The sequence below is a fragment of the Paraburkholderia sp. CI3 genome (genome assembly GCF_050436505.1).
In the GTDB taxonomy this organism is placed as follows: Bacteria; Pseudomonadota; Gammaproteobacteria; order Burkholderiales; family Burkholderiaceae; genus Paraburkholderia; species Paraburkholderia tuberum.
In genome coordinates this window covers 2,739,142-2,762,272 of the sequence record NZ_JBNDMI010000003.1, presented here as the reverse complement: position 1 = coordinate 2,762,272, position 23,131 = coordinate 2,739,142, and the positions used below count along the sequence as shown (strand labels likewise).

Below are 23,131 nucleotides of genomic sequence, written 5' to 3'. Positions count from 1 at the left end.
CGATGTACCTAGGCTGCGGACGCAGCAGCGGCTCGTTCGGCCGCCTCCGCCGAGCGAAGACCGTTGTAGATTTCGTTGTAACGCAGCACCGGCTGATCCATCACCAACATGATCATCCTGCGATCCGGCACTTTCGAGATCGTTGCCTGCTGCGTCTCGATGATTGCCTTGTCTTCAGCAAATGCTGCTTCGGCGATCGCGAAAGCGTGATCCGCCAAATCGGCATGGTCGTGATCCGGACCGAAGTTGTAGAAGAACATCGATTCCGTGTCGTTGATCGGCGTGATCATCTGGCACGTGCAACGGCGGAAGATCGGCTCTTCCGCGGGCTCGCCATCGACGAGACGATCTTGAACGCCCGGTGCGTAGGAATGGATCTTGAGGATGAAGACCCCCGGTACCAGGAACGTGCTGACCACGTTGTCGTCGGAGGGAACATCACCGAAGTAAGGATTCGATTGGCGGCCCAAGTGCCAGCGGTCAGCAACGACGCCACGCTCGATCGTATCGATACCGCGTTTCGCTTCGCCATCCTTCTGAATCTTGAGCGACACCTTGTTGTTGGCGCCGAACGTCGCTTCGTGAACATAAGGTGCGTGCGAAAGGTCGAGCAAGTTATCAGCGACAATTTCCGCATTGCCCTTCCATACCTTCTTCGAGCATTTCATCGCGAAGGTAGCGCTGTCCGGACCTTCGATCGGTGGAATCAGTGCGGGATCGGCCTTTGCAGCGTCACCCATCCACACCCATGCGGCACCATGCTTTTCTTCGATCGGGTAGCTACGAACGCAGACCTTCGACGAGATGCGATCGGTGCCCGGGATTTCCGTGCAGCGTCCATCCGCGGCGAATTTCAGGCCGTGGTACATGCAGCGCAGTTCGTCACCTTCCTTACGGCCGACCGACAGCGGAACCAGGCGGTGCGGGCACAGATCTTCGAGTGCTACCAGCGTGCCATCTTCCTTGCGATAGAGCGCCAGTGCCTCGTTCATCACCGTGAACGGGACAATATCAGTAGCCGAGAACTCGCTCGACCATCCAACCATATACCAGCAATTCCGGAGGAATTTCATTTTCAGTCTCCTGAGAAAGGAATTGAGAACGGATAAATCGAGAACAAGGTGCGGCACAATCGACCACCAGTTTGCGCATCTGACCTACTAGACTTAACCGGATCAGCATCCTTTATAGTATTCAATTGAGTATTCTTTGCATCATATCCCGTTGCTCCCGCGACATGAACCGGGATAACCCTGAAATGCAAAAAAACGGCGTTTAAATGCTAGAACGCCGTGTATGCTTACAACTTCATTAGCTAAAGTAGATGCGTTCAGCCGTCGTATGCAGGACCTTCTGCTGATCTTCAGCCGACAGCGTGGCCACTGAGTCCGTGGCCATCTGAATCATGTCCTTGTACTCGCCCTTCGACTGAGCGATGTCTGAGCCCCACATCACACGATCGGCACCGAACGAACGCACCACCCGCTCAACAACCGGCGCGGACGGCAGGTCGAGCGCCTTCAACTTGCCGAGGTTGATCATGGAGTACAGCAGGAAGACGTTCGGGCTGTCCACGAACTTGAGCAGTGCTTCGTCCACACCGTAGTCGGGCTCCGGCCCTTCGACGACGATATTCGAGAAGTGATCGAGAATGACCGGCGTATTCGGGAACTCCTTCACGACGTCCTGGAGTGCTTCGAGTGCAACCAGACGATTCCAGCGATAAAAGTGCAGGCGCACCGAGCCGCCGAGATCCGTCACTGCAGTCCAGGCACGACGCGCTTCCGTTGACGCGAACCAGCTGCTGTCTGCACCTTTCTTCGGCTCCGTCAGACGAATGCCGACCGACCCGCGCTCGCCGACCCAGTATTTCACCGTTTCCTCGACGTTCGGCGCCAGTGCGTCGAGCATGCACAGCGAACGCAGACGATTCGGGTATTTCTGTGCCGAATCTACGACGTAGTCGTTATGGAAACCGTACAGATGCGCACGTTGCACCGCAAGCGCCTTATCGATACCCAATGCGTCGAGCAGGTCGATCAAGCGCTCGGCGGTCACGGGGTTGTCGAACGCGTTTTCCTCGAGAACACCGCTCAGCGGCGACGGCGGATACTTCTCGCGGTCGGTCGAAATCAGGTGTGCGTGGCTGTCGATCATGAGGTTACCTTTATAAAATTCAGTTTAGCCAGCGATATGCGGCGTTATTTCCAAGGGTCCACGCACACGTGGATCGCACCTTGAATCCCCCGGCCTGCGGTAGCCAAAATCGCGTCGTGGACCTGCGACAGGCCGAATGTGTGCGAGCACACTTCGTCGATCGGATAGCGACCCGAGCCTACATAGCGCAGTGCCAGTTCGACAGCTGCGTAGCTACGGCCCCGCGGTGCACGAACCGTCAGATAGCGCTTCTTGATCTCGCCGATGGGTACGTGCTGCTCCAAGCCGTTCAGGCTCAAATAGGCGCCCTTTGCCGCCAGTGCGATCGACTGCTTGACGATCTCGCCCTTGGGGTCGCCGGTCGTATCAACCACGACGTCCACGCCCCGACCCTTGGTGATACGCATCACTTCGGCTTCGAGGTCTTGCGTTTCGACGTTGATTGCGTAGTCGGCGCCCAGGCGCAGCGACAGATCGAGACGCCTTTGATCCCGTGTCATGCCCGCCGAAATCACCGTATATGAGCCTGCCGCCTTTGCCGCCAGTACGCAGCCCAAGCCCTGCTGGCCCGGTCCCCACACGAGTACGACCTTACCGGGACCTGCGCCGCCGTCGAGACATGCCCACTGCACGCCGTTACCGAACGGCACCGCCAGCGTTGCGTGCGTGGCCGGCATGTCTTGCGGAATCTTGTGCATCACCGTGTTAAGCGGCAGATGCATATACTGCGCGTAGCCACCCCATAGGTGCGGTGCCTTGTTGGCGGTGGACATACCAAAACGATCGGTATTCAGTCGGTCTTTAACGTTGAAGAAATCGACTTCCATACATAGACGGAAATCGCCCTTCATGCACCATTCGCAGTTCCAGCACGGAAGATATTCGTGAAGAGCAACCCGGTCGCCGGACTTGACGCCCCAACGCTTCGCCGCGACCTCACCGACTTCTTCGATGGTTCCGACGTTTTCGTGGCCCATGATGACCGGAACGTGACCAGCCTTACGGTACAACTCGGGATCGCTGCCGCCGACGCCGCTGGCTTCGATGCGCAGAATTCCGGTTTCAGGCTTAACAGTCGGATATTCAAACTCACGGATTTCCGTGGTTTCGACATCCGTCTTGACTGCGGCCAGTACCTTTTTCGTCATGTGTTTGTCTCCTGCTCGTTTTCGATCTCAACGTTTCGAAAATATGCGACGTGCGTTAGCGCCAAAGATTGCGTTGAGATCCTCATCAGGTAATCCGTTGAGTGCAATACGGGTGAGTTTCAATGCATTGCCGTAACCTTCGCGAGAACTCACGACGGGGAAATCGGAACCCCACATCAGGCGATTCGTGCCGAATGCAGTTACCGCCTCGTGGACCAGCGGTGACGTCGCGTCCCCGAAGGGACGGCCCAAATGGCATGTTTTCGGGTCGCGAGGCATCAATTCACCGAGCCCCGGGACCTTCAACATGACATTCGGGTAGGCCGCGAGTTTGAACACCTGGCGACGAATAGCGAACTGCTCATCCGTCGTGACAGGCGTGCTGGTGCCGCCCAAGTGTTCTAGGACGACAGTCGTCCCTGCCAACTTCGCGACCAGCTCGATAAATGCCGGCGCGTTGAATGCTTCCGCTGATCCCACACAACTGACGGGCAGTCCAGTTGCCTGAACTGCACGCCACGCTTCCGGAAGACGACCGCCCGGAAGGCACGATGACGGGCGAAGCCGAATACCGGACACGCCTTCGCGCGCCAGGTTTTCGATTGTCATTGCAACGTCCGGGGCGTCGACATCAACCCAAGCCACGCTCGACAGACGGCCCGGATATCGCTTGACGCAGTCCTGCTGGTATCGGTTATCCGTCTGTCCGATCATCTGAGTGAGAATGGCCATATCAACGCCATACTCAGTCATTTGGTCGATCAACGTCTCGACAGGCTCATACCAATGAGGCGAAACGTGCGCGTGACTATCAACGATCATGTCAACCTCAGGCCTTCAGAGCGACGTCCGGATTGAGGGGCACTTCGTCCTTCCACGTACGGTCGTTCGGGAAGATCACCGTCGAAGCGTGAATCTGATTCCACGGAATTGTGTTTCTCAGCACGCTCGGCAGTTCGCCGCTTTCTGCGTAAGTACGAGCCGAACGGATCATCTGACGGCGCCATGCAACGACCGCGACGTCCGACGTGCCAAGATGTTCCTTCGTGCGATCGAGGATGCGCCCCTGCGTTTCGCTGACTGCATGGTCCTGCGTCAGGATGCCCTTGATGCCCGACATCGACGACGTCTTCATCGCTTCACGGTCCTGCTTGTACCAGTTGTCGATGTTCAGTTCCTTGCGGAAGTTTTCATCGAGCCAGTGACCACCTTCCTGAATACGATATTCGATATCGACCGGTTGCGTTTCGTCGAAGAACCACTGAATGTGCCACGTCGATTGGTCGTCACGCGGAACGAATGCATTCGCCATGCGACGGTTTTTGCGGACGCCGAAGCCATCGGGCGGGATCAGGGTGAAGAACGGCAGGATCACTTCCGTGACACGGGCGTGCAACTTCCCTTCCTCACGGAAGTTGCGGACGCCGGCGTAGCGCAGGCCGTACAGGGTGTATTCGACTTCGATCTTCGGACGCAGATCGCGTTCATGTTCGTACTTGGCCGGTGCTGCCCACGGTTGCTCGCGGTGCAGGACGCCCGCGTGCGCGGAGTCGATGGTGCCTTCGACGGCTTGAGCATAGTTGCAGTCTTCGAGAACCTTGAAGGCGGCAACTTTCTCCGCTGGGTACGACAGAAAGTCGAAGTCCGGGAATTGCGGGACTTTCGCCGGGTCGCCCATGTACGTCCAGATCACGCCAGCGACTTCACGAATCGGATACGCCACTGCCTTGATACGCGAGCACAGCTTCGACTCTTCGGGTTCGGTCGGCGTGTCCATGCACTGGCCATCGACGTCGAACTTCCAGCCGTGGTAGAGGCAACGCAGACCGCCTTCCGAGTTGTCGCCCAGCGCGAGCGACGCACGACGGTGCGGGCACTGTTCTTCGAGCAGGCCGACGTTTCCGTCGCTGTCGCGGAATGCCACGAGGTCTTCGCCCAGCAGACGCAAACGCACGGGCTTACCGCCCGGCTCGCTGATTTCCGACGCCAGCATCGCCGGAATCCAGAATTGACGGATCATGTCGCCGTTCGGCGTGCCTTTACCAACCTGGGTCAGTACGTCGTTATCTTCGCGGGAAAGCATGGGGTTTGCTCCTAAATTTCTTTATCTGTGAATATGCGTGGGATGCCTGCTCTCCCCACTAGCCTTAAACGAGTTCGACGGCCTTCAGCAGTCGATCACGCGCGTCTACGGTGTTGCTGTCGTTGCCAATGAAATCGTGCGCTTCGACAATCAGTTTGCGCAGAGCAACAAGGTTCGCCAGTTCCGGCGCATTCGAGCCCTTCCGTTCAGCGGCCAGGATATCGCTATCGAGCAATCGCCAGACTTCATCGAGTTCGGATTCGCGGTAAATCATGTGTTCGAACGTACTAGACTTCTCCACGCGCCCGATCAGTTCGCGCAGCGTTTGCGGCGAGTAATCTTCGATCGAATGAATGTCATTCACGTTCATAGCTAATCCTTATTTCTTGGTACCAAAACCGAACGGCGAAGGCGGGAGGCCGAGCGCCTGGCGACCAAAGGCAGTCAGCGCCGAATCCCACGTGAAAGCGAAATGCTGCGCTGCCGAATTGACGTCGCGCCAAATACGTTGGAGTTCCGAAGCGTTGTAAATGCTGGTGCCGCCAGCCGCTTCGAACACGCTGTTGGCCGCGCGACGCGCGGTTTGAGCCGAATACGCCCAATTGCGCGGAATACGCGACCATTCGAGTGCCGTCAGCGATTGCGCGCTTTCTGCCGTATCGATGCGGCGCGTGTCTTCGAGAATCAATGCATAGGCCGCGTCGAGGTCCGCCGTCGCATGTGCCAGGCGCTCGATCGTCGCCGACTGTTCTGCCATCTGTTCGGCCGGCATTGCCTGGAGACGCGGCGCCAAACCTTCGCCGAACGACCGGAGTGCTGCGCGCGCGATGCCCAGCGGTGCACCGATGAGCGAGAACGGCGTTACGTTCTGGAACGGCATCCGGTAGATGGGGGCACGCATTGCGTCAGCGCCTTCGACGTTGCCCGTCATCATGTCTTTGACCGACACCGAACGATGCTTCGGAATGAACGCTTCCGCGACCTTGATCGTGCGGCTACCGGTGCCACGCAAACCAGCCGTGTGCCAATCATCGACAATTTCGATATCCGAACGCGGAATCACGAAGAAGCGCGGTTCAGGCGGCCCGTCCGGACGCTGCACGGCGTTTCCGATGATGACCCATTGCACGTGGTCGATACCCGAACAGAAGCGACCGTCGCCGTTCACGAGTTTGTAGCCGCCTTCGACTTCGGTAATCGTGCCGCCCAAGCGGAACACGGTCGCCGTCAGTGCGTGGCCTTCGCCAAGCACGTCTTGCTGTGCTTGCAACGGAAACAGATTCAACATCCAGCTATGACCGGCCAAAACGCCGAACACCCAACCCGTCGAGCCACAGGCCGATGCGATTTCTGCCGTAACTTCGACCAGCGTCGTAAAGCCCAATTCGGAACCGCCAAACGATTTCGGCGTAATGATGTTGAAGAGACCCGAATTGCGGAGTGCATCGATCGTTTCTTTGGGCACTACGCGATCGCTTTCGGTCTGTTTGACGCGCGAACGAATCGCATCATGCAAACCACGGGCGATATCAAGGGCTTCCTCGCGGATGTTAATACGGCTCAAGACATTCTCCTGGTAGGACTTGCTGCCGCGGAACAGAGCCCGGCGCGCAGAATAGTTCTGTTTACAAATCGGTCAGTGTTCGTTGCGACCGTAACGACCTTCGACGTTCATACGCTCCTTGGCGTCGAGGAACCAGCGATAGTGACCGCCCTTCGAGATCGGCGGGACATCGTCGGAAACGAGGTACCAGCTTTCGCCATCGTTTTCCGTCGCATAGATTTCGCCCGTTGCGGTACCGGCGATGAGCATGATCTTGTCATCCCAATGGTGCAGACCCATGCCCTCGATGTTGCCGATCACTTCCTCGGGCAAACCATTGCGCATATGTCCCCATGTAACGCCACCATCGGTGCTCTTGAGAACAGTTGCGTTCGCCGACTTACGGACGCCCCAATCACGCGGTGCGTTGCCCGGCCCACCGAGATACAGAACGTTCTCGTTGCGTGGGTCGATGAACATGGCGTCGGGATAACCGATAAGGTCTTGACGCGTCATCAGATGAACCCAGGTCTCGCCAGCGTCTGCGCTGTAGTGCAGGCCTTCGCCGCCGCACATGAACATCTGCTTCGGATTCGACGGGCGAATTAGCACGCGGTGGTTGTCGTGGTAAAACTTGTCGTTTTCCGACTCGTACGAACGCGGTTCGGTCCACGTATTGCCGTCGTCGGTGGTCTTGAGAAGTGCGCCCTGTTCGATACAGACATAGAGCGTTTCCGGTTCGGCCGGGTGAAACGAAATGTTCTTGACGTGTGCAATATGCGGGGGCGGCGGAAACGTCCACTTGTCCTGGTCCGGCACCGTCATCATTTCGGAGATTTCGACCCACGAAGCACCCAGATCGTCGCTGCGATAGAGCGCCGACGGCTCGGTGCCCAGGAACAGGACGGTCTTCCCGTCGCGCTCCTGCTGCGCCATCGTATAGATATGCGTGCTACGCAGGCCATTGCTGGCCGCTTCCCACGTCACGCCCAGATCCTTCGAGACCACGAGACTGCCTTTGCCGTGTGCGCCCGCGAACAGCAGGCCGGCATTCGGAACATAGAGCAATGCGCTCACGTGGCGATCTTCCAGCGTCTTGCGCGTTAGTTTCCACGGGGCACTCGTGTCTGCACGCTCGAACACGACCATGCCGCGAATCGTAGCAACCAGCAGCGTCGTTGCCGCGCCGTCACCGTGCGTAACGGTCCCACCGTTGGTGGTTAGAACTGCGATCATTTCTCCTCCGTAAGGGAATACCCTGTGTGATGTCGCCTGTTTTGCTCTGAAGAGCCTTTGACTTTTTTCTGTCTAGCCCAAATAATATGCAAAAAAGAATTACACGTCAAACGGGTTGAAAGAAACTTTCGATGATTGGTGATTGCGATGCAACAAGCCGGTACCTGAGGAAGCGTGATGTGTAATTCCTGCGCACCATTTACGGGGTTCCGTGCGTTCTACGATTTTGGAGGTGACATGACTGAAGTTAATGATGTGATGACTCTGCGCCTAACAGCGAGTCAATATTTGGCACGCAACACGCTGGCTCTGACATTTGCAGACCCCGAAGGCGAGCGTCTGCCCGCCGCCGACGCGGGTTCGCACGTCGCACTGATCCTGCCGAACGGATTGACGCGTCAGTACTCCCTCCTTGAGTCCAGCAATAGCCTGACGCAGCGTTCGTACGTCATTGGCGTCAAACTCGACCCGCAGTCGCGTGGTGGCTCCCGCTACATCCACGAAACGATGCGTGTCGGCGACCTCGTGCAGGTCGAAACCCCGCGCAACAACTTCCCCCTCGACGAAGACGCTGAGCACACGGTTCTGGTTGCCGGTGGTATCGGGATCACGCCTATTCTGTGTATGGCGCGTCGCCTGAAGGAAATCGGAAAGTCGCCGCGTATCTATTATTCGTGCCGAGACCGGGTTGACGTCGCCTACGCCGAAGAATTAAAGACGTTCGAAGGTTCGGTCGTTCACGTCGATGCCGAAGTCGGCGCATTCCTCAATATCGCGGACGTCGTGAAGCAGGAGCCGGCGTCGGCCCACTTCTACTGCTGCGGCCCCGGCCCGATGCTGGAAGCATTCGAAAAGGCCTGCAACACGTTGCCCCCGGAACAAGTCCATGTCGAGTACTTCAGTGCCAAACACGAAGCGGCACTCGACGGCAACTTCGTCGTTGAGCTGTGTAAGAGCGGCAAGACGCTGACAGTCCCACAAGGTAAGACGATTCTCAGCGTTGTGCGCGAAGCCGGTGTGCCGATTTCATATTCGTGCGAAGAAGGCGTATGCGGTGCATGCGAAGTCCGCGTGCTGGAAGGACAGCCGGACCACCGCGACGCCATTCTGTCAGAGCCCGAAAAGGCTTCGAACAAGACGATGATTATCTGCTGTTCTGGCTGCAAAGGCGATCGTCTCGTCCTCGATCTATAAGAAACACCTCTGCGCCTATAGCGCGTACCCCATCTCACGTTAATCCAGGAGACATGTAAGTGATTATTGATTGCCACGGCCACGTAAGCGCACCCGCAGAATTGTGGGTCTACAAGGCACACATTCTGTCGCATCGGGGCGAACACGGTCGCAAGATGCCGGAGGTGACCGACGAGGAAATCCTGCACTACGCCAACAAGAAGGAAATGGCGCCGGTTGGCCACCTCGACATGCTCGACCGCGTCGGCACGAACGTCCAGCTGATGTCGCCGCGTCCGTTTCAGATGATGCACAACCAGAAGCCGGGCAAACTCGTGCACTGGTTCACGGAGGAAACGAATAACATCATCTCGCGCACGGTCAAGTTGCTGCCGAAGCGTTTCATTGGCATCGGTGGCCTGCCGCAAGTGTCGGGCGACCCGATCGAAGTCGTCCTGCCAGAACTCGAACGCTGCATCAAGGAACTCGGCTTTAAGGGCGTCCTGCTGAATCCGGACCCGTTCGAAAACAGCGGTACTGAAGCACCGGGCCTGGGTGACCGTTACTGGTACCCGCTGTACGAAAAGCTGTGCGAACTCGAGGTACCGGCGCACATCCACGCTACTGGCTCGCATTCCGCACGTACACCGTACACCGTTCACTTCATTAACGAAGAAACGATCGCGGTGTTTAACCTCGTCAATTCGAACGTCTTCAAGGACTTTCCGAATCTGAAGATCATGGTGTCGCACGGCGGCGGTTCGATCCCCTACCAGATCGGTCGCTTCCAGTCGGGCGCTTCGCGTGCCGGCCGCGATTTCCTCGACGGCATGCGCAACCTGTATTACGACACTGTGCTCTACTCGGAAGAATCGCTACGTCTGCTGATCAAGACGGTTGGCGCTGACCGCTGCATGTTCGGTGCGGAATGCCCGGGCGTGGGTTCTGCCAACAATCCGGACACCGGCCGCACGTTCGACGACATCAAGCCCTACATCGAAGGCTTCGACTGGCTGTCGCAGGCAGAGAAGGACGCGATCTTCTTCGGCAACGCTCGCGACTTCTTCAAGCTCAACCTCGCCGATTACGAATGATCCCGGCGCCCACAGGACCCTAAATCATGGCAAAAATCGTATTGGGAATGGGAACGTCGCATGGCCCCATGCTCATCACGCCACCTGAGACCTGGGGCGCTCGCGTCCCCGATGATCGACTGAGCAAACATGACTTCGAAGGCCGAGAATGGGCCTTCGACGAGCTCGTCGAATATCGGCGTAGCGAAAACCTCGCGGAACAGATCACGCCCAAGAAGTGGAAGGAACGGCATGCTCAGTGCCGATCGGCGATCGAGGAAATGGCGCGGGTGCTGGCAGAAGCGAAGCCTGACTTCGTTGTGATCGTCGGTAACGATCAGATGGAAATCTTCACGACGGATTGCATCCCCGCGTTTGGCGTCATGCACGGCCCGACGATCGTGAACAACATGATCAGCCACGATAAATTGATGCAGATGCCTCCGGGCGTGCGTCATTCGATGCCGGGTTACAAGCCAGAAACTGCCACGCATGAAGGCGTTCCCGAACTCGCAAAGCACATCATCAAGAGCGCGATTGCCGACAACTTTGATGTGGCCGCGCTCAGCCGTCTGTCGGAAACGGAAACGCCGCATGCATACGGTTTCGTCTTTCGCCAATTGATGAAAGATCAGGTCGTTCCGACCGTGCCGGTGTTCGTCAACACGTTCTATCCGCCGAATCAGCCGACCGTGGCACGCTGCCACGCATTCGGTGCTTCGATCGCTCGCGCAATCGAATCGTGGGATTCGGACGCGCGCGTGGCTGTCATCGCTTCCGGGGGGCTGACGCACTTTGTCATCGACGAGCGCGTTGACAATCTGGTACTCGACGCGATGAAGAAGCACGATCTAACCCCGGTATTCGCGTTGGGCGAGGAAATCTTCCAGGCGGGCACCTCGGAAATCAAGAACTGGATTCCCGTCGCCGGCATGATGGATGAACTTGGCTTCGACATGACGATGGTCGATTACGTGCCCTGCTATCGCAGCGAAGCCGGTACTGGCAACGCGATGGGCTTTGTGTACTGGAAGCCCTAGGCCGAATAAGGAAATATCAATATATGGCAACCAAAGACGAATATGTCCACCGCCTTCGTCGGTTGGACTGCTGCGCTGTCTCGGACGCACTCGACAAACTCGGGTTGTCCGGCGTCGTGAGCGGCGTCGCCCAAGCCTCAGGCACAAAGCGCATCGCCGGTCGCGTTATCACGATGAAACTCGGTGTTGGCGATCCGCCTCCGGGCCCACCGCGTCATCTGGGCACCACCGCGATCGAACTCGGCGGCTCCGACGATGTGATCGTTGTCGAGCAACGTACCGGTATTGAAGCCGGTTCGTGGGGCGGCATCCTGTCGTTGGGCGCCAAGGTTCGCGGTATCGCTGGCGTGATCGCCGATGGTCCGGTTCGCGACATCGATGAATCCCGCGAGATGGGACTGCCGGTGTTCACGAATAAGTTCACCGCCCTCACCGCTCGTGGTCGTATCGTCGAAAAAGGTGTGAACGTCCCGGTTGAAGTGTTCGGGGCCGTAGTAGAAGCCGGCGACTATGTGATCGCCGATAGCGGCGCCGTGATCTTCATCAGCCAGGCAAACATCGCCAAGGTGGTCGAGACTGCCGAATCGATCGTGGCACGCGAAGCCTTGATGGCGAAGGCCGTATTGGCGGGCACGCCGATCCATGAAGTCATGGGCGGAAACTACGAACTTATGCTTAAGGATTAATCATGTCGGAAATCGAACAAGACAAGAACGTTGCGCGCGCAGCGAAACTCGAAACGGCCACCCTGAGCGACGCACTGGACCGCCTGGGCCTGAACGGTCAGTGCTACAAGATCAAGCCGCGTGATTCGTCGTTCCGTATGGCCGGTCGGGCATTCACGATTCTCTACGGCCCGGCCGCATTGCCCGCAGGCACCGTGGGTGACTTCATCGACGACGTTTCGCCCGGCTCGGTCATCGTCCTCGACAATGGTGGTCGCGAAGACGCAACAGTTTGGGGCGACATCCTCACGGAAATCGCCCATCGTCGTGGTATCGCCGGTACCGTGATCGACGGCGTCAACCGCGACGTACACCTCTGCCTGTCGCTCGGCTACCCGGTGTTCTCCAAGGACAACTGGATGCGAACGGGCAAGGACCGCGTTCAGGTCGAAGCCACCAACGTTCCGGTGAATATCGGTAACGTGCGTGTTGCTCCGGGCGATCTGCTGCGCGGTGACGCTGACGGCGTGATCTCGATTCCGAAGGAACACGAAGAGCGCGTGCTTGCTGCTGCTGAAGAAATCGATGCCGCCGAGAAGGCAATCCGTGAGGCTGTTGCAACAGGTATGCGCCTGGACGAGGCTCGCAAGCAATTCCAGTACCACCAACTACAAACGCGCCGGATCGGAGAAGAAGCATGACGGGACCGGTTTTCAATCGTCACGAGACCACGCGTCTCGACATCCGGCGACCGGACATCACTCTGCTTAACGCCGCCGCAAAACTGCCGGCAGCAACGCTTCACGAGGCAGCCGGAAAGATCGGAGTCCTGCCTTATGAAATCAAGCCTGTCGCGCCCGGATTCAAGATTTGTGGCCCCGCTGTGACCGTTCATTCGCCCGGTGGCGACAACCTTTGGCTGCACCGTGCGATTTACTCAGCACAAGCAGGTGATGTCCTGGTCGTCTCCGTGAGCGAAGCCTATGAACACGGGTATTGGGGCGAAATCATGTCGACGGCCGCAAAAGTTCGCGGGCTTGCCGGTCTCGTAATTAACGGCTGTGTTCGCGATCAGCGGCTGTTGTCCGAGATCGGGTTTCCTGTTTTCGCTCGTGGACTTTGCATCCGCGGCACAGGAAAAGATTTCGGTGCCAGAGGTTGGATCAACGCCCCAATTCGATTCGATGACGTCACGATAAATGCAGGTGACCTGATCGTTGGTGACGAAGACGGTGTCGTGTGCATCCCGCGCGAGCGAACCGCAGAGGTGATCACTGCATCCGAAGCACGCGAAGCAGCAGAAGCACAGCAGATGAAGCGACTGGAGGCGGGCGAGAGCACGCTCAGTATCTTCGGTTGGGATCAGTAAACCGGCTGAGACTCGCGACTATAGCATGGGGTGGTGTCACAAAAATCGCCACCGCTCGATTTTCTCCGACTGGTTTTATGATTAGGAGGGTGAAGTGAGCATAGAAGAATCTGAATTCAAACGCGCCATGCGCTGCTTGACCGGGCATGTGTGTTTGATCACTACTGGTTCTGATACGGACGGCCCGCTTGCCGGCATGACCGCAACCGCTGTGACGTCTGTTAGTGCGGCGCCCCCTATTCTGCTGGTCTGTATCAATCGTGCGAACTCGTCTCTGGCGCACGTTCAGGCTACTGGCAACTTCGTCGTCAACGTTCTGGCGCGCAGTGAGCAGGAATTGGCGCAGCGTTTCTCACGACCAATTTCGCCGCAAGAAAAGTTTCAGGCAGGAACGTGGAATCGTATTAAGACGGGTGCCCCGGCTTCGGCCAGTGCCATAGTCAATTTCGATTGTAGCGTCGAACGCATCATCGAGATTAGTACGCACGCTGTGATTTTTGGGCATGTCGAAGGCACTGCCTTCAATGGCTACGCCACGACGCCGCTGCTGTATTTCCAAGGCTCCTACGGCGAATTTCAGACGAATAAAGTTGCGGATTTCCACGATTTACTGTGGATCTCCAATTGGGGGTCGGACTAATCTAACAACCTCAGATGGAGGTACAGCCCGTTATACCGCAAGCATTCCGTAACACAGTTTTGCTAATCACAAAATGCGTTATCGTTAGCCGCCTTTCAGGCGTCCTTTAGAATATATGGAGACAATTCATCGTGAAACTGAACCGGAAACTCTTCCTCCCTGCAGTCCTCTCAGCAGGCGCACTGATCTCGGAGGTCGCCCTCGCGGGTTCACTTGCCAAACAGGCACCTGCTCCTGCGGTTAAACCGGCAGCGGTAGCCCCGGTTGCTGCGCCCACGGGCGTAGTCTTGGTCGCAGAAATCGGTAAAGGCGTGTCCGGAACCGACATCAAGGACTACGCGGATCTGATTAGTCGCCTGAAAGACAATCCGGATTGCTACACCTTCGGTACGACGTCTGACGGTGCGCGCGATTTGACCGCAATGACCACATTGCAAAAGCGTAACGGCGTTCGCATGGTTAAGCTAACCTATAAGGATACCGCGGCGGAGATCGAAGGTTTGATGAAAGCGAAGGTACAAGTGATCCCCGTTCCGTACGATATCGCAGCCCCGTACATCAGGAACGGTCAGATGCGTCCCCTGGTGGTCTTCGGTTCGACGCGTATCCCTGACATCAAGGACGTCCCCACCACGAGCGAAGTGATGCCCGGCTTCGTGTACTGATCTGGATCCAAGTAGCAAAAAAGAAAAGCCCCATCGTTGAACTGAACCCAGAGAGTTGGACGGCGGCCTCAATTGTGAAGTGCAACACCTTGGACCTGCTAAGGTGCGCACATGAATTCGCGAAAATATCAGCAGTTGCAGCCTGAAGAACGTTTCACTATTGCCAGCATGAAACAGCAGGGGTTGAGCGTTCGGGCCATGGCCCGAACGCTCCGCCGCTCGGCTTCGAGCGTAAGCCGCGAGCTGGCACGCAATACCTGTGCTGCGCGTGGCTACGCTTCGGTTCACGCGCAGGCCATCAGTTCGAGCCGTCGGGCGGCGGCTCGCCCGTCGCACAAACTGGACCCGCAAGGCGCGCTGTGGCGCATTGTGCTCAGCCTGCTGGACTGGAAGTGGTCGCCACAGCAGATCGCCGGTACCCTGAAACGCATGTGGCCTGATGACCCGAGCATGCATGTCTCGCACGAGACGATCTACAACGCGATCTACGCGCGGCCGCGCGGCGAGCTGCGTCGCCAGCTCATCGCGTGTCTGCGCCAGACCCACAATACGCGTATGCCGCGCAGTCGCGGCAACGACAGGCGCGGCCAGCTGGCCGGCATGCTGAGCATCCATGTGCGTCCTCCTGAAGTCGACGATCGCGTCATGCCCGGACATTGGGAGGGCGACTTCATCAAGGGCGCGGGCAACCGCTCCGCCGTGGGCGTGCTGGTCGAGCGTTCCAGCCGGCTTGTGCTGCTGGCGAAGATGAACGACTCCACTGCCGCCTCCGCGCTGGCTGGCTTCAGCGCCAAACTGAACTCCATCGCCGCTCCGATGCGCCAGAGCCTGACCTACGATCAGGGCAAGGAAATGGCGCGACATACCGAACTCACTGCCGCCACCGGCGTGCGCGTGTACTTCTGCGACCCGCACAGTCCGTGGCAACGCGGCACCTGCGAGAACACCAACGGGTTGCTGCGTCAGTACCTGCCCAAAGGTACGGATCTGTCCGTGTGCAGCCAGGATGAACTTGACGCCATCGCTGACAGCATGAATAGCAGGCCACGTGCTACGCACGCATTTCACTCGCCTCTGGAGGTCTTCGCACGCATGCTCGAAGCCGCTTCACTGCCTCCGCCTGCGTTTCATTAACCCCGTTGCGCTTCACCCTTGAAACCGCCATTCAAAATGACGGCATTCCAGACGGAGGAGGCAGTGATGTTCTCAAGCGCAAGAGCGGACAGGTCGAACTACCGCTTGCGAATGCGATGCATCAACTCGGTGCCTGAAATTGTGGGCTGGGCACTTCTGAACCTCTTGAACCCGAGCATCACATTCGTTCTGGACTTGATGTGGCGATGGTCCGGTTCGATCAGGTTGTTGAGGTACTCGAGGAGCGCACCTTGGAGTCCTTGGGAAGCAGCCCATCAGTCTTCATCTCACGCACGGCCCGGTGCGACGCGGCATACCCATCAAGCGCGACCGTCTCCGGTGGTCTGCCCTGACGCTTGATTGCCTTGCTGAAAAAGGCCTTCGCCGCTGCCACATCGCGCTTTGCCCTGAGCATGAAATCTACCGTCTGGCCGCTCCGGTCCACCGCCCGATACAGATAAACCCATTTGCTCCGGATCTTGAGATACGTCTCGTCAACCCGCCAGGACCGTCCCGCACGCGTGGCGAAGTGGTTCCAGCGCTTGACGAACTCGGGCATATAGCGCTGCACCCAGCGCAGGATCGTCGTGCGGGCGAGCGACAACCCTCGCTCAGCCATCTTCTCGACGAGACCGCGCATGCCGAGTTTGTAGCGCAGATACCAGCGCACACAAAGAACCGATCACGTCGCGGTCAAAGTGACGGCCCGCAAACAGCCTGTCCATCTTCAGTTTGCTCATCGCGGGCCTTAAAATCGGTCAGCCCGCCACTCTAACCGATTCGTTGATCGCTGTTTGCACCACAGCCCGGTGAAGCACCACCCCTCATCCGATACATCCGTTGGGTAGGCTCCGCGTTTTCCGGGGTCGAGAGTTCATAAGACGTTCTAACGGTCGATCACCGAATGCCCCTGACAACGTTGTCGGCCGAAGATTCTCAGATATAATACTAAAATGAATTCGATCCATACACGAAGCCCAACGCCTGCCGCTACCCTTCCGGAAGTGGATGGGATTGACTTTCCAGCTCAGGTTGCGTCTGAGACGCGAAAACTGATCAATAGGGGAACGCTCGCGCCTGGCTTTCAACTACGACAGTCGGACCTCGCGGAACGTTTCGGCATCAGTCGTGTGCCGGTGCGCGAGGCATTGAAACTACTGGCGGCGGAAGGCATCATCGAACACGATCCGAATCGTGGATTTTTTGTCGCTCAGTTGTCGAGCGATGAGGCCCGACAGTTGTATCGGACACGCCAAATCCTCGAAGCAGAGTTGCTCATGACGGTCGAATGGCCCACATCCGCGCAGATTAGGAAATTCAAGGGCTTACTCTCCCGGCTTGAAGAATTGATTCAAGCCGGAAATCGCGAGGGGTGGATTGAATTACACCGCGAACTTCTCGATAATATTTTCAACCTCTCGCCTAATAAAGTATTTAAACGGGAAGTCCTACGATTGATGCGACTCACCGATCGTTATCGGGCGCTGGCTGCTGATATTTCAGCGCATCCGCAAAATCGTAACGCTAATATCGAAGCAGAACTCGTGAAGGCTTTAGAAAGCAAAGACCGGGAATTGCTGCTCGCAACTTATGAGAAAGGGCGAGCGGTGGTTCTTGACGGGTTGATGATAGTGCTTGCGACCCGGGAGTAAACGAAAAAAAGACACCTTGCTGCCGACTCCGAGTCAATGAAATAGACGACTCTCGCTTGCTCGAGATGATCGATGTATCGTACTTTTACAACAGTGACTAGACGAATGTCGACTCCAGCTGAGTTGCTCGTCCCGACGGATGGTCTGAATAGCTCGGCGAAGCGCTTGTTACTGTTATGCCCGCTGAACGTCGCCAGTACGCCCGTGGGTTCCCGCGAAGTCACCTGGACGAAATAGTACCCATTGAGCGGAACATAGACGAACAGCGGCCTGCCGTCCTCTTCAAGCCTGACGCGAACAAATGTGGCCACATTGAACTGAGTGTTGTGCACAGCGCCACCGGAGTTAGCAATCTGCAGCACCTCGTCGTTATAGGTATGCTCTGACGGGTCTAGCTCAAGCCGCGACTTCACGTAGATGTTCGGGGTTAGCGCTGCCTCGGCGACAGTCAGTTGTGCTTCGCTGGTACGCCAAGAGAAAAACGACACGCATAAAGATGCAGGACCGATGCAGACGGCTGATCCGATCTCCAAAAAAGATCTTGTTGTTCTGCAACCAGTCCTTGAGTTTCTCAGTTCCGGTTCGGCTTCCCACGATTTATTCACCCCTTTTCACTTTGCACGTAACACCCGCTCGCGTGACCGCTGCTCGCCCAACCTAGTTGCACCAGTCTTGGCGGCGACGGCGTGACCAGTTCCTGCTTGTTCATTGTTGCAGTGTTGGTGAAGATGTCGCCACGCTACCCGATCCGCATGCGTCCGCGCAATGGGTGCATCAGGACGAAGGCGACATGATTTTCTTCCGCCCGGGCGTGACTGGCGTCTGGACGTAGACCAAGGCTTCCGTAGTCCGGCGCCTTGAACACGTCGATGGTTTGGAGAATTGATCGATCAGTCGACCTCGATCCCGCGAACTGGCTCAAGAGCCGGCGAACCGGCGAAAATGCTCCGCGCGCCGCGCGGGTGCGAGTTCGTGAAGTCCGCACGGGCAGGCTGCCGCTCCTGAAGGTCCGTACGAAGTAGCTTACTCACTAATAAAGTGCCCGGAAGTGGGTCCGATCCCGCAGTGTCTAACCCTGCGCCGATGCCTGTTCCACGCGCCACGGTGACCAATTGCCGGCTGCGGCTTCGGGCGTCGGATGAGGTCACGCGCTGGCCGCGATAAGGGCGTTATCGCGGCAGCGACATTTTTAACCGCGCCAAATCGGGTTGTCTTGCGTTAGACGTGTGCGTAATCCACACTGGAAATCCCGCCCTGCGCCCCGTGCACCGGGTTTTACCGATGCCCCGGCGCGCTGCTGTGCTGCCTGCCGGAGTCCGCCATGGCCCGCCCCGCCGCAGTGACCCCCGATGCGATCCGCACCACTGTCCTCGCGATGCTCGCCGAGGCCGGCGAGACCGCCCCCGCGTCCGACGCCCGCTTCCGCAGGATCGTGTCGGTGCGCAAGCTGCGCGCACGGCTCGGCGCCGGCGACCCCGCCACGCTGTCACGGCATCTCAATGCGATCGAGGCGGAGGTCGTGCAGGCGGGCCTGACCGGTTTCACGGTCCCCGACGTGCCGCCGGCGATCGCCGCGCAGATGCGCGCGTTATGGGAAGCGGCCGTCGCCACCCAGCTCGCCGACGTCGTGCGCCTGCGCCAGGAGGCGACACGCAGTCAGGACGCGGCCGATACCGCACGCCACGAAGCGGAACTGCGCACGGACATGCTCCGCACCGAACTCACCGATCTTCGCACCCAGCTCGCCGCGCGCGACGCGGAGCTGCTGGAACGCCGACTGGAGAGCCGCGCCCTGGAGGAGCGAACGCGCCTGCTGGAATCCGCCAGCACGGCGCTGCAGTCGCAGCTGGCCGCCACCGACGAGACGGCGGCACAGGCGGCGAAAACGCACGCGGGCGAACTGGCCACCGAACGCGCCCGTTATGACGGCCTGTCGAAACAGCTGCTGCGGGAAACCGCGCACCAGCGAGAGACGTTTGTCGTCGAACGGCAGCGTCTGGAGGGCGAGATCGCCCGGGCGGCCGAGCGCCTCGGTGCGCTGGAGGCGCTGCGCGAGCGGCTGCTGACGGAACTGGGCGAACAGCGCCTGGCGCACCAGCAGGCGGCGGCCGACGCAGCGGCCCTCACGAAGGTGATCGAGCAGCAGCGCCAGATGCTCGCGCTGCTGGGCAGATCGGCCACAAAAGGAGCCACCACGGTCGGCCGCCGCCCGGCGCGGCCTCCCGCCAAAGCGGCCCACGCCGCCCAGTCCCGACCCAGGCCTGCCTCGGCGAGAAAAGCGCGATGAACCCGTCCGACTGGCTCGACACCGGCTGCCAGCCCCCGCAGCGTCTGCCTGGCGCCGTCGACGCCGCGCTCGCGTATCTGGGCCACGCGCTCGGGCACCTGCTCTATATCCGCTGGACGCTCACGACGCTCAAGCGCGGCTGCCCGTCTCTCTCTGACGCGAAGCGCGAACACCCCGCAGTGTTCGCGCTGCTGCTCGAGCACGACGCCGCGATCGAGTACTGGGAGCGCGGACGGCTGCGGGTCGTGCCGGAAGCCGCGGCTCCCTCGGCCGCCACCGTGCTCGGGCGCACGCTGCGGCAGCACCGCCGGCGCTTCCGTCCGGCAGTACCGGACGAACCGCCGGAAGGCGGCTGCACTACCCCCGCGGTGCCTCACAGTCGTGACCTCGCGCCGCTGCCCACCGGGGTCGAGCCGGCCTGGCTCGCGCGCGCCGGCCGCTTCGCGAACCCGCTGCCGCTCACCAACACGCTCGGGGTCGCCGATGACGCGCAGGCGGCCAGACTCTTTCTGCGGGAGCGCGCCTCGCACTCCCCACACACCCTGCGCGCGTACCTGTCGGAACTGCGGCGCCTCGTCGCGTGGTGCCGGCGCGAGGGACTCGGTCCCTTCTCGGATCTGACGCGGCAGGACCTGATCGCGTACCGCGACACGCTGCAGGCGCCCCGGCAGGACGCGGCCGGCCACGTCACGCGTCCGGCACCGGCGAGCGTGTCCCGCGCGCTTGCCGCAGTCTCGAGCCTCTTTGCGTGGTGGCACCGCATGGGGTATCTGACGGTCAACCCGGCCGAGGGCCTCGCTGCCGGACGTCGCGCCGGCACGACCTGGACCCCGGTGCGGTTCCTGTCCGCCGCCGCGCTCACCCACTGCGATGCGGTCGCCGCCGGTGAGCCGCTACCCGAGGTACCGGGTGTTCTGTGGATGCGGCGCCGCGCGATCTGGGCACTCTACCGCTACGGCGGCGTGCGGCTCGCGGAACTGGTCTGGAACGAGGAACGGGCGCTGCCGCACGTGGACGTCGACGCGGCCCGGCAGTGGACGCTGCACGTGCTCGGCAAGGGCCAGCGGCTGCGCGCGATCCCGCTGCCGGCTGTCTGCCTGCCGGCGCTGCGTGAATACCGGTGCGCTATGGGACTGCGGGCCGATCCGCCCGCGGAGGAACGCCTGCCGCTGATCCACAGTGAGCGCGGCCGCGCGCTGGGCTCGAGCGGACTCTACGACGAGGTCCGCGCGTTATTTGGGCTGGCCGCGACCCGCGTGCCGGCGGAGGACCGTGCGATGCGCGCGGCCCTGGAGCGGGCCTCCACGCACTGGCTGCGGCATGGCTATGCGCGCACGCTCGTGGTCGACCATGGCGTGCCGTTACCGGTCGCCCAGGTGCTGCTGGGCCACGCCTCGGTGCAGACCACGGCGGCCTATGCGCGCACCGGACAAGCCGAGGCGCGCGCGTTTGTCGAGGGGAGTTTTCCGAACACAGCTTAACCCGTCGCTGAAACGACAGGGCAACGTCTGTCTTGCCACTTGGATGGACGCCCCTCGCTGGGTGGCCGCCCTACTTCCGCCTCCGTCCGTTCCTCGGCCAATGCCGACATTGGGGCGGTCCGGGTTGTGCGTCAGCAATATTGCGGATTCCTGACGGTGGCGGCATCGAGCAACCCGACGGCAGCTTTCAATATCGGCGAACTCACACTATCGACCCGAAGCGGCCCTTCGGGCTCGCAGCATCTCAACGACCGCTCCTGTTTAGACACTATGACTTTCCGTGAGGTAGAGGCTGGCCCGCCGTGAGGAATCAAACGCGGGTTAGCATCGCTGCCAGAGCCGCACGGTGTGGACGGTGCCACACCCGGCGATTTCCCGCACGGAGGCCAGCATGGAACACGATAGCACGCTGTACGTAGGACTCGACGTTCACAAGGATTCGATCACTGTCGCCTATGCGTTCGGCACGGGCGAGGTCGAACTGCTCGGCAAGACCGGTACGACGAAGACGGATATCGATCGCCTGTGCAAGCGTCTTCAATCGAAAGCGCGACACGTACGCGTTGTTTACGAGGCAGGACCATGTGGCTACGGCCTTTACCGGAAACTGGTCCAGAAAGGATTCGACTGCATGGTGTGCGCGCCGTCATTGATTCCCAGAAAGCCCGGCGAGCGCGTCAAGACGGATCGGCGCGATGCGGTCAAGCTTGTGCGGTCCTTACGGGCCGGTGACCTGTCAGCTGTGTACGTGCCGACCGTCGAGGACGAGGCATTTCGCGACCTCGCCCGCGCATGGATGACGGCCAAAGACGATTTGAGGCAGGCGCGGCAGCGGCTCAAGTCGTTCCTGCTCGCGCACGATGTACGCTATGCCGGTCATGCCGACTGGGGACCAGCTCACCGACGCTGGGTGAGCCAGTATGCGTTCGGTAGCGAATGGCAACAGTTCGCGTTCGAGGAACTTCGGCGTACGATCGAAGATCGGCTCGCGCAATGCCAGCGTGTTGAAGCCGCCTTGCGTGAGGCAGTGACAAACTGGCGGTTCTATCCGGCCGTCCTGGGTCTGCAGGCCATGCGCGGTGTGCAGTTCACCACGGCCGTTGGAATGCTTGCCGAACTCGGCGATCTGTCACGCTTTGAGCATCCGCGTCAATTGATGGCATGGCTCGGCGTCGTCCCGTCAGAACACTCATCGGGTGACAAGCGACGGCAGGGAAGCATCACCAAGACCGGCAATAGCTACGCCAGAAAGTTGCTCGTGGAGGCGGCCTGGAGCTATCGGCATCCGGCACGTGTAAGCGCCGACATTCAGTGTCGGCATGAAGGCATTCCCAAGGCCATCATCGATCGCGCCTGGGACGCGCAGGTTCGACTATGTCGCCGATACCGGAGGCTGGCCGCGCGTGGCAAGAATGCCAATACGACGGTCGTGGCCGTCGCCCGTGAACTGTCAGGTTTCATCTGGGACATCGGGCGCCTGGCGATGTCGCTCGCATTACCTTATCGCAGAGAGGCAACCTGATTACGAAGCACCACGTCGCTCACCCCATAGATCCACGAGTTTCCTGAAGGCGGCGTAGCCCGGCTACTCGAGTAACCCGCGGCACAACCCCGCAACGGATATCACCCGACTTGCGGCTTAAGAATGCGGCAGGCTCATGAGACGGTCCATGTAATGCGGTAACCAACCCGCGGATATCAGGATGATCCACCGTCGAGATTTACTGCTACGCCGCCCTCAGGGAATTCATTTGCGCATGAGAAGACTGCAAACCACACAATCCG

General features: G+C 59.5%; 21 protein-coding genes and 1 pseudogene. 13 read left to right on the top strand and 9 right to left on the bottom strand.

Annotated elements, in window-relative coordinates:
* Positions 1–8: 8 nt before the first annotated feature.
* From OKW29_RS21355 to OKW29_RS21320, 8 genes are all read right to left on the bottom strand, one after another.
* Positions 9–1,046, bottom strand: a complete 1,038-nt coding sequence (locus OKW29_RS21355) for a Rieske 2Fe-2S domain-containing protein (protein WP_429292440.1) — start codon at positions 1,044–1,046, stop codon at positions 9–11.
* Positions 1,047–1,311: 265 nt separating this feature from the next.
* The gene (locus OKW29_RS21350; RefSeq protein ID WP_429292439.1) at positions 1,312–2,157 is read right to left on the bottom strand and encodes an amidohydrolase family protein; all 846 of its coding nucleotides are present in this window, start codon (positions 2,155–2,157) and stop codon (positions 1,312–1,314) included.
* A 44-nt stretch (positions 2,158–2,201) separates the two neighbouring features.
* Positions 2,202–3,305, bottom strand: coding sequence for a zinc-dependent alcohol dehydrogenase (locus tag OKW29_RS21345; protein WP_429292438.1), 1,104 nt, complete (start codon positions 3,303–3,305; stop codon positions 2,202–2,204).
* Between the two features lie 27 nt (positions 3,306–3,332).
* A complete protein-coding gene (locus OKW29_RS21340; protein ID WP_429292437.1) occupies positions 3,333–4,127 on the bottom strand; it encodes an amidohydrolase family protein in 795 nt (264 codons plus the stop codon).
* Between the two features lie 7 nt (positions 4,128–4,134).
* Positions 4,135–5,388 (bottom strand): Rieske 2Fe-2S domain-containing protein, encoded by a 1,254-nt coding sequence (locus tag OKW29_RS21335; RefSeq protein ID WP_429292436.1) that lies wholly within the window; start codon positions 5,386–5,388, stop codon positions 4,135–4,137.
* A gap of 64 nt (positions 5,389–5,452) precedes the next feature.
* Complete coding sequence (locus OKW29_RS21330; protein WP_429292435.1) at positions 5,453–5,758, bottom strand: hypothetical protein; 306 nt, start codon at positions 5,756–5,758, stop codon at positions 5,453–5,455.
* A 9-nt stretch (positions 5,759–5,767) separates the two neighbouring features.
* A complete protein-coding gene (locus tag OKW29_RS21325; RefSeq protein WP_429292434.1) occupies positions 5,768–6,952 on the bottom strand; it encodes an acyl-CoA dehydrogenase family protein in 1,185 nt (394 codons plus the stop codon).
* A gap of 72 nt (positions 6,953–7,024) precedes the next feature.
* A complete protein-coding gene (locus tag OKW29_RS21320; protein WP_429292433.1) occupies positions 7,025–8,167 on the bottom strand; it encodes a glycosyl hydrolase in 1,143 nt (380 codons plus the stop codon).
* Between the two features lie 237 nt (positions 8,168–8,404).
* On the opposite strand from OKW29_RS21320, the gene OKW29_RS21315 reads away from it, so the two are divergent.
* The 9 genes from OKW29_RS21315 to OKW29_RS21275 all read left to right on the top strand — a co-directional run bounded on the left by OKW29_RS21315 (position 8,405) and on the right by OKW29_RS21275 (position 15,926).
* Complete coding sequence (locus OKW29_RS21315) at positions 8,405–9,361, top strand: PDR/VanB family oxidoreductase (RefSeq protein ID WP_429292432.1); 957 nt, start codon at positions 8,405–8,407, stop codon at positions 9,359–9,361.
* A gap of 59 nt (positions 9,362–9,420) precedes the next feature.
* Positions 9,421–10,434, top strand: a complete 1,014-nt coding sequence (locus tag OKW29_RS21310) for an amidohydrolase family protein (RefSeq protein WP_429292431.1) — start codon at positions 9,421–9,423, stop codon at positions 10,432–10,434.
* Positions 10,435–10,460: 26 nt separating this feature from the next.
* Entirely contained in the window at positions 10,461–11,453 is a 993-nt protein-coding gene (locus OKW29_RS21305) for a protocatechuate 3,4-dioxygenase (protein ID WP_429292430.1), read from the top strand.
* Positions 11,454–11,476: 23 nt separating this feature from the next.
* Positions 11,477–12,139, top strand: coding sequence for an RraA family protein (locus OKW29_RS21300; protein WP_429292429.1), 663 nt, complete (start codon positions 11,477–11,479; stop codon positions 12,137–12,139).
* A gap of 2 nt (positions 12,140–12,141) precedes the next feature.
* Positions 12,142–12,819: an RraA family protein gene (locus OKW29_RS21295; RefSeq protein ID WP_429292428.1), complete on the top strand. Its 678-nt coding sequence runs from the start codon at positions 12,142–12,144 to the stop codon at positions 12,817–12,819.
* Positions 12,816–13,487: a 4-carboxy-4-hydroxy-2-oxoadipate aldolase/oxaloacetate decarboxylase gene (locus OKW29_RS21290; RefSeq protein WP_429292427.1), complete on the top strand. Its 672-nt coding sequence runs from the start codon at positions 12,816–12,818 to the stop codon at positions 13,485–13,487. Before OKW29_RS21295 ends, OKW29_RS21290 begins: the two co-directional genes overlap by 4 nt.
* Positions 13,488–13,581: 94 nt before the next feature.
* On the top strand, positions 13,582–14,127 hold the full coding sequence (locus tag OKW29_RS21285; RefSeq protein ID WP_429292426.1) for a flavin reductase family protein: 546 nt from the start codon (positions 13,582–13,584) through the stop codon (positions 14,125–14,127).
* Positions 14,128–14,258: 131 nt separating this feature from the next.
* Positions 14,259–14,792 carry a tripartite tricarboxylate transporter substrate-binding protein gene (locus tag OKW29_RS21280; RefSeq protein ID WP_429292425.1) on the top strand — a complete coding sequence of 178 codons (534 nt, stop codon included), beginning with the start codon at positions 14,259–14,261 and terminating at the stop codon, positions 14,790–14,792.
* A gap of 111 nt (positions 14,793–14,903) precedes the next feature.
* Positions 14,904–15,926: an IS30 family transposase gene (locus OKW29_RS21275; protein WP_429292424.1), complete on the top strand. Its 1,023-nt coding sequence runs from the start codon at positions 14,904–14,906 to the stop codon at positions 15,924–15,926.
* Here OKW29_RS21275 and OKW29_RS21270 read toward each other — a convergent pair.
* Positions 15,923–16,666, bottom strand: a pseudogene (locus tag OKW29_RS21270) (IS6 family transposase). The gene OKW29_RS21275 and the pseudogene OKW29_RS21270 overlap by 4 nt on opposite strands.
* 213 nt (positions 16,667–16,879) lie before the next feature.
* Here OKW29_RS21270 and OKW29_RS21265 point away from each other — a divergent pair.
* From OKW29_RS21265 to OKW29_RS21250, 4 genes are all read left to right on the top strand, one after another.
* Complete coding sequence (locus OKW29_RS21265) at positions 16,880–17,578, top strand: GntR family transcriptional regulator (RefSeq protein WP_429292423.1); 699 nt, start codon at positions 16,880–16,882, stop codon at positions 17,576–17,578.
* Positions 17,579–18,899: 1,321 nt separating this feature from the next.
* The gene (locus tag OKW29_RS21260; RefSeq protein WP_429292422.1) at positions 18,900–19,865 is read left to right on the top strand and encodes a DNA-binding protein; all 966 of its coding nucleotides are present in this window, start codon (positions 18,900–18,902) and stop codon (positions 19,863–19,865) included.
* Positions 19,862–21,346: a tyrosine-type recombinase/integrase gene (locus OKW29_RS21255; protein ID WP_429292421.1), complete on the top strand. Its 1,485-nt coding sequence runs from the start codon at positions 19,862–19,864 to the stop codon at positions 21,344–21,346. Before OKW29_RS21260 ends, OKW29_RS21255 begins: the two co-directional genes overlap by 4 nt.
* Before the next feature lie 391 nt (positions 21,347–21,737).
* Complete coding sequence (locus OKW29_RS21250; protein ID WP_429289466.1) at positions 21,738–22,868, top strand: IS110 family transposase; 1,131 nt, start codon at positions 21,738–21,740, stop codon at positions 22,866–22,868.
* Positions 22,869–23,131 lie beyond the last annotated feature (263 nt).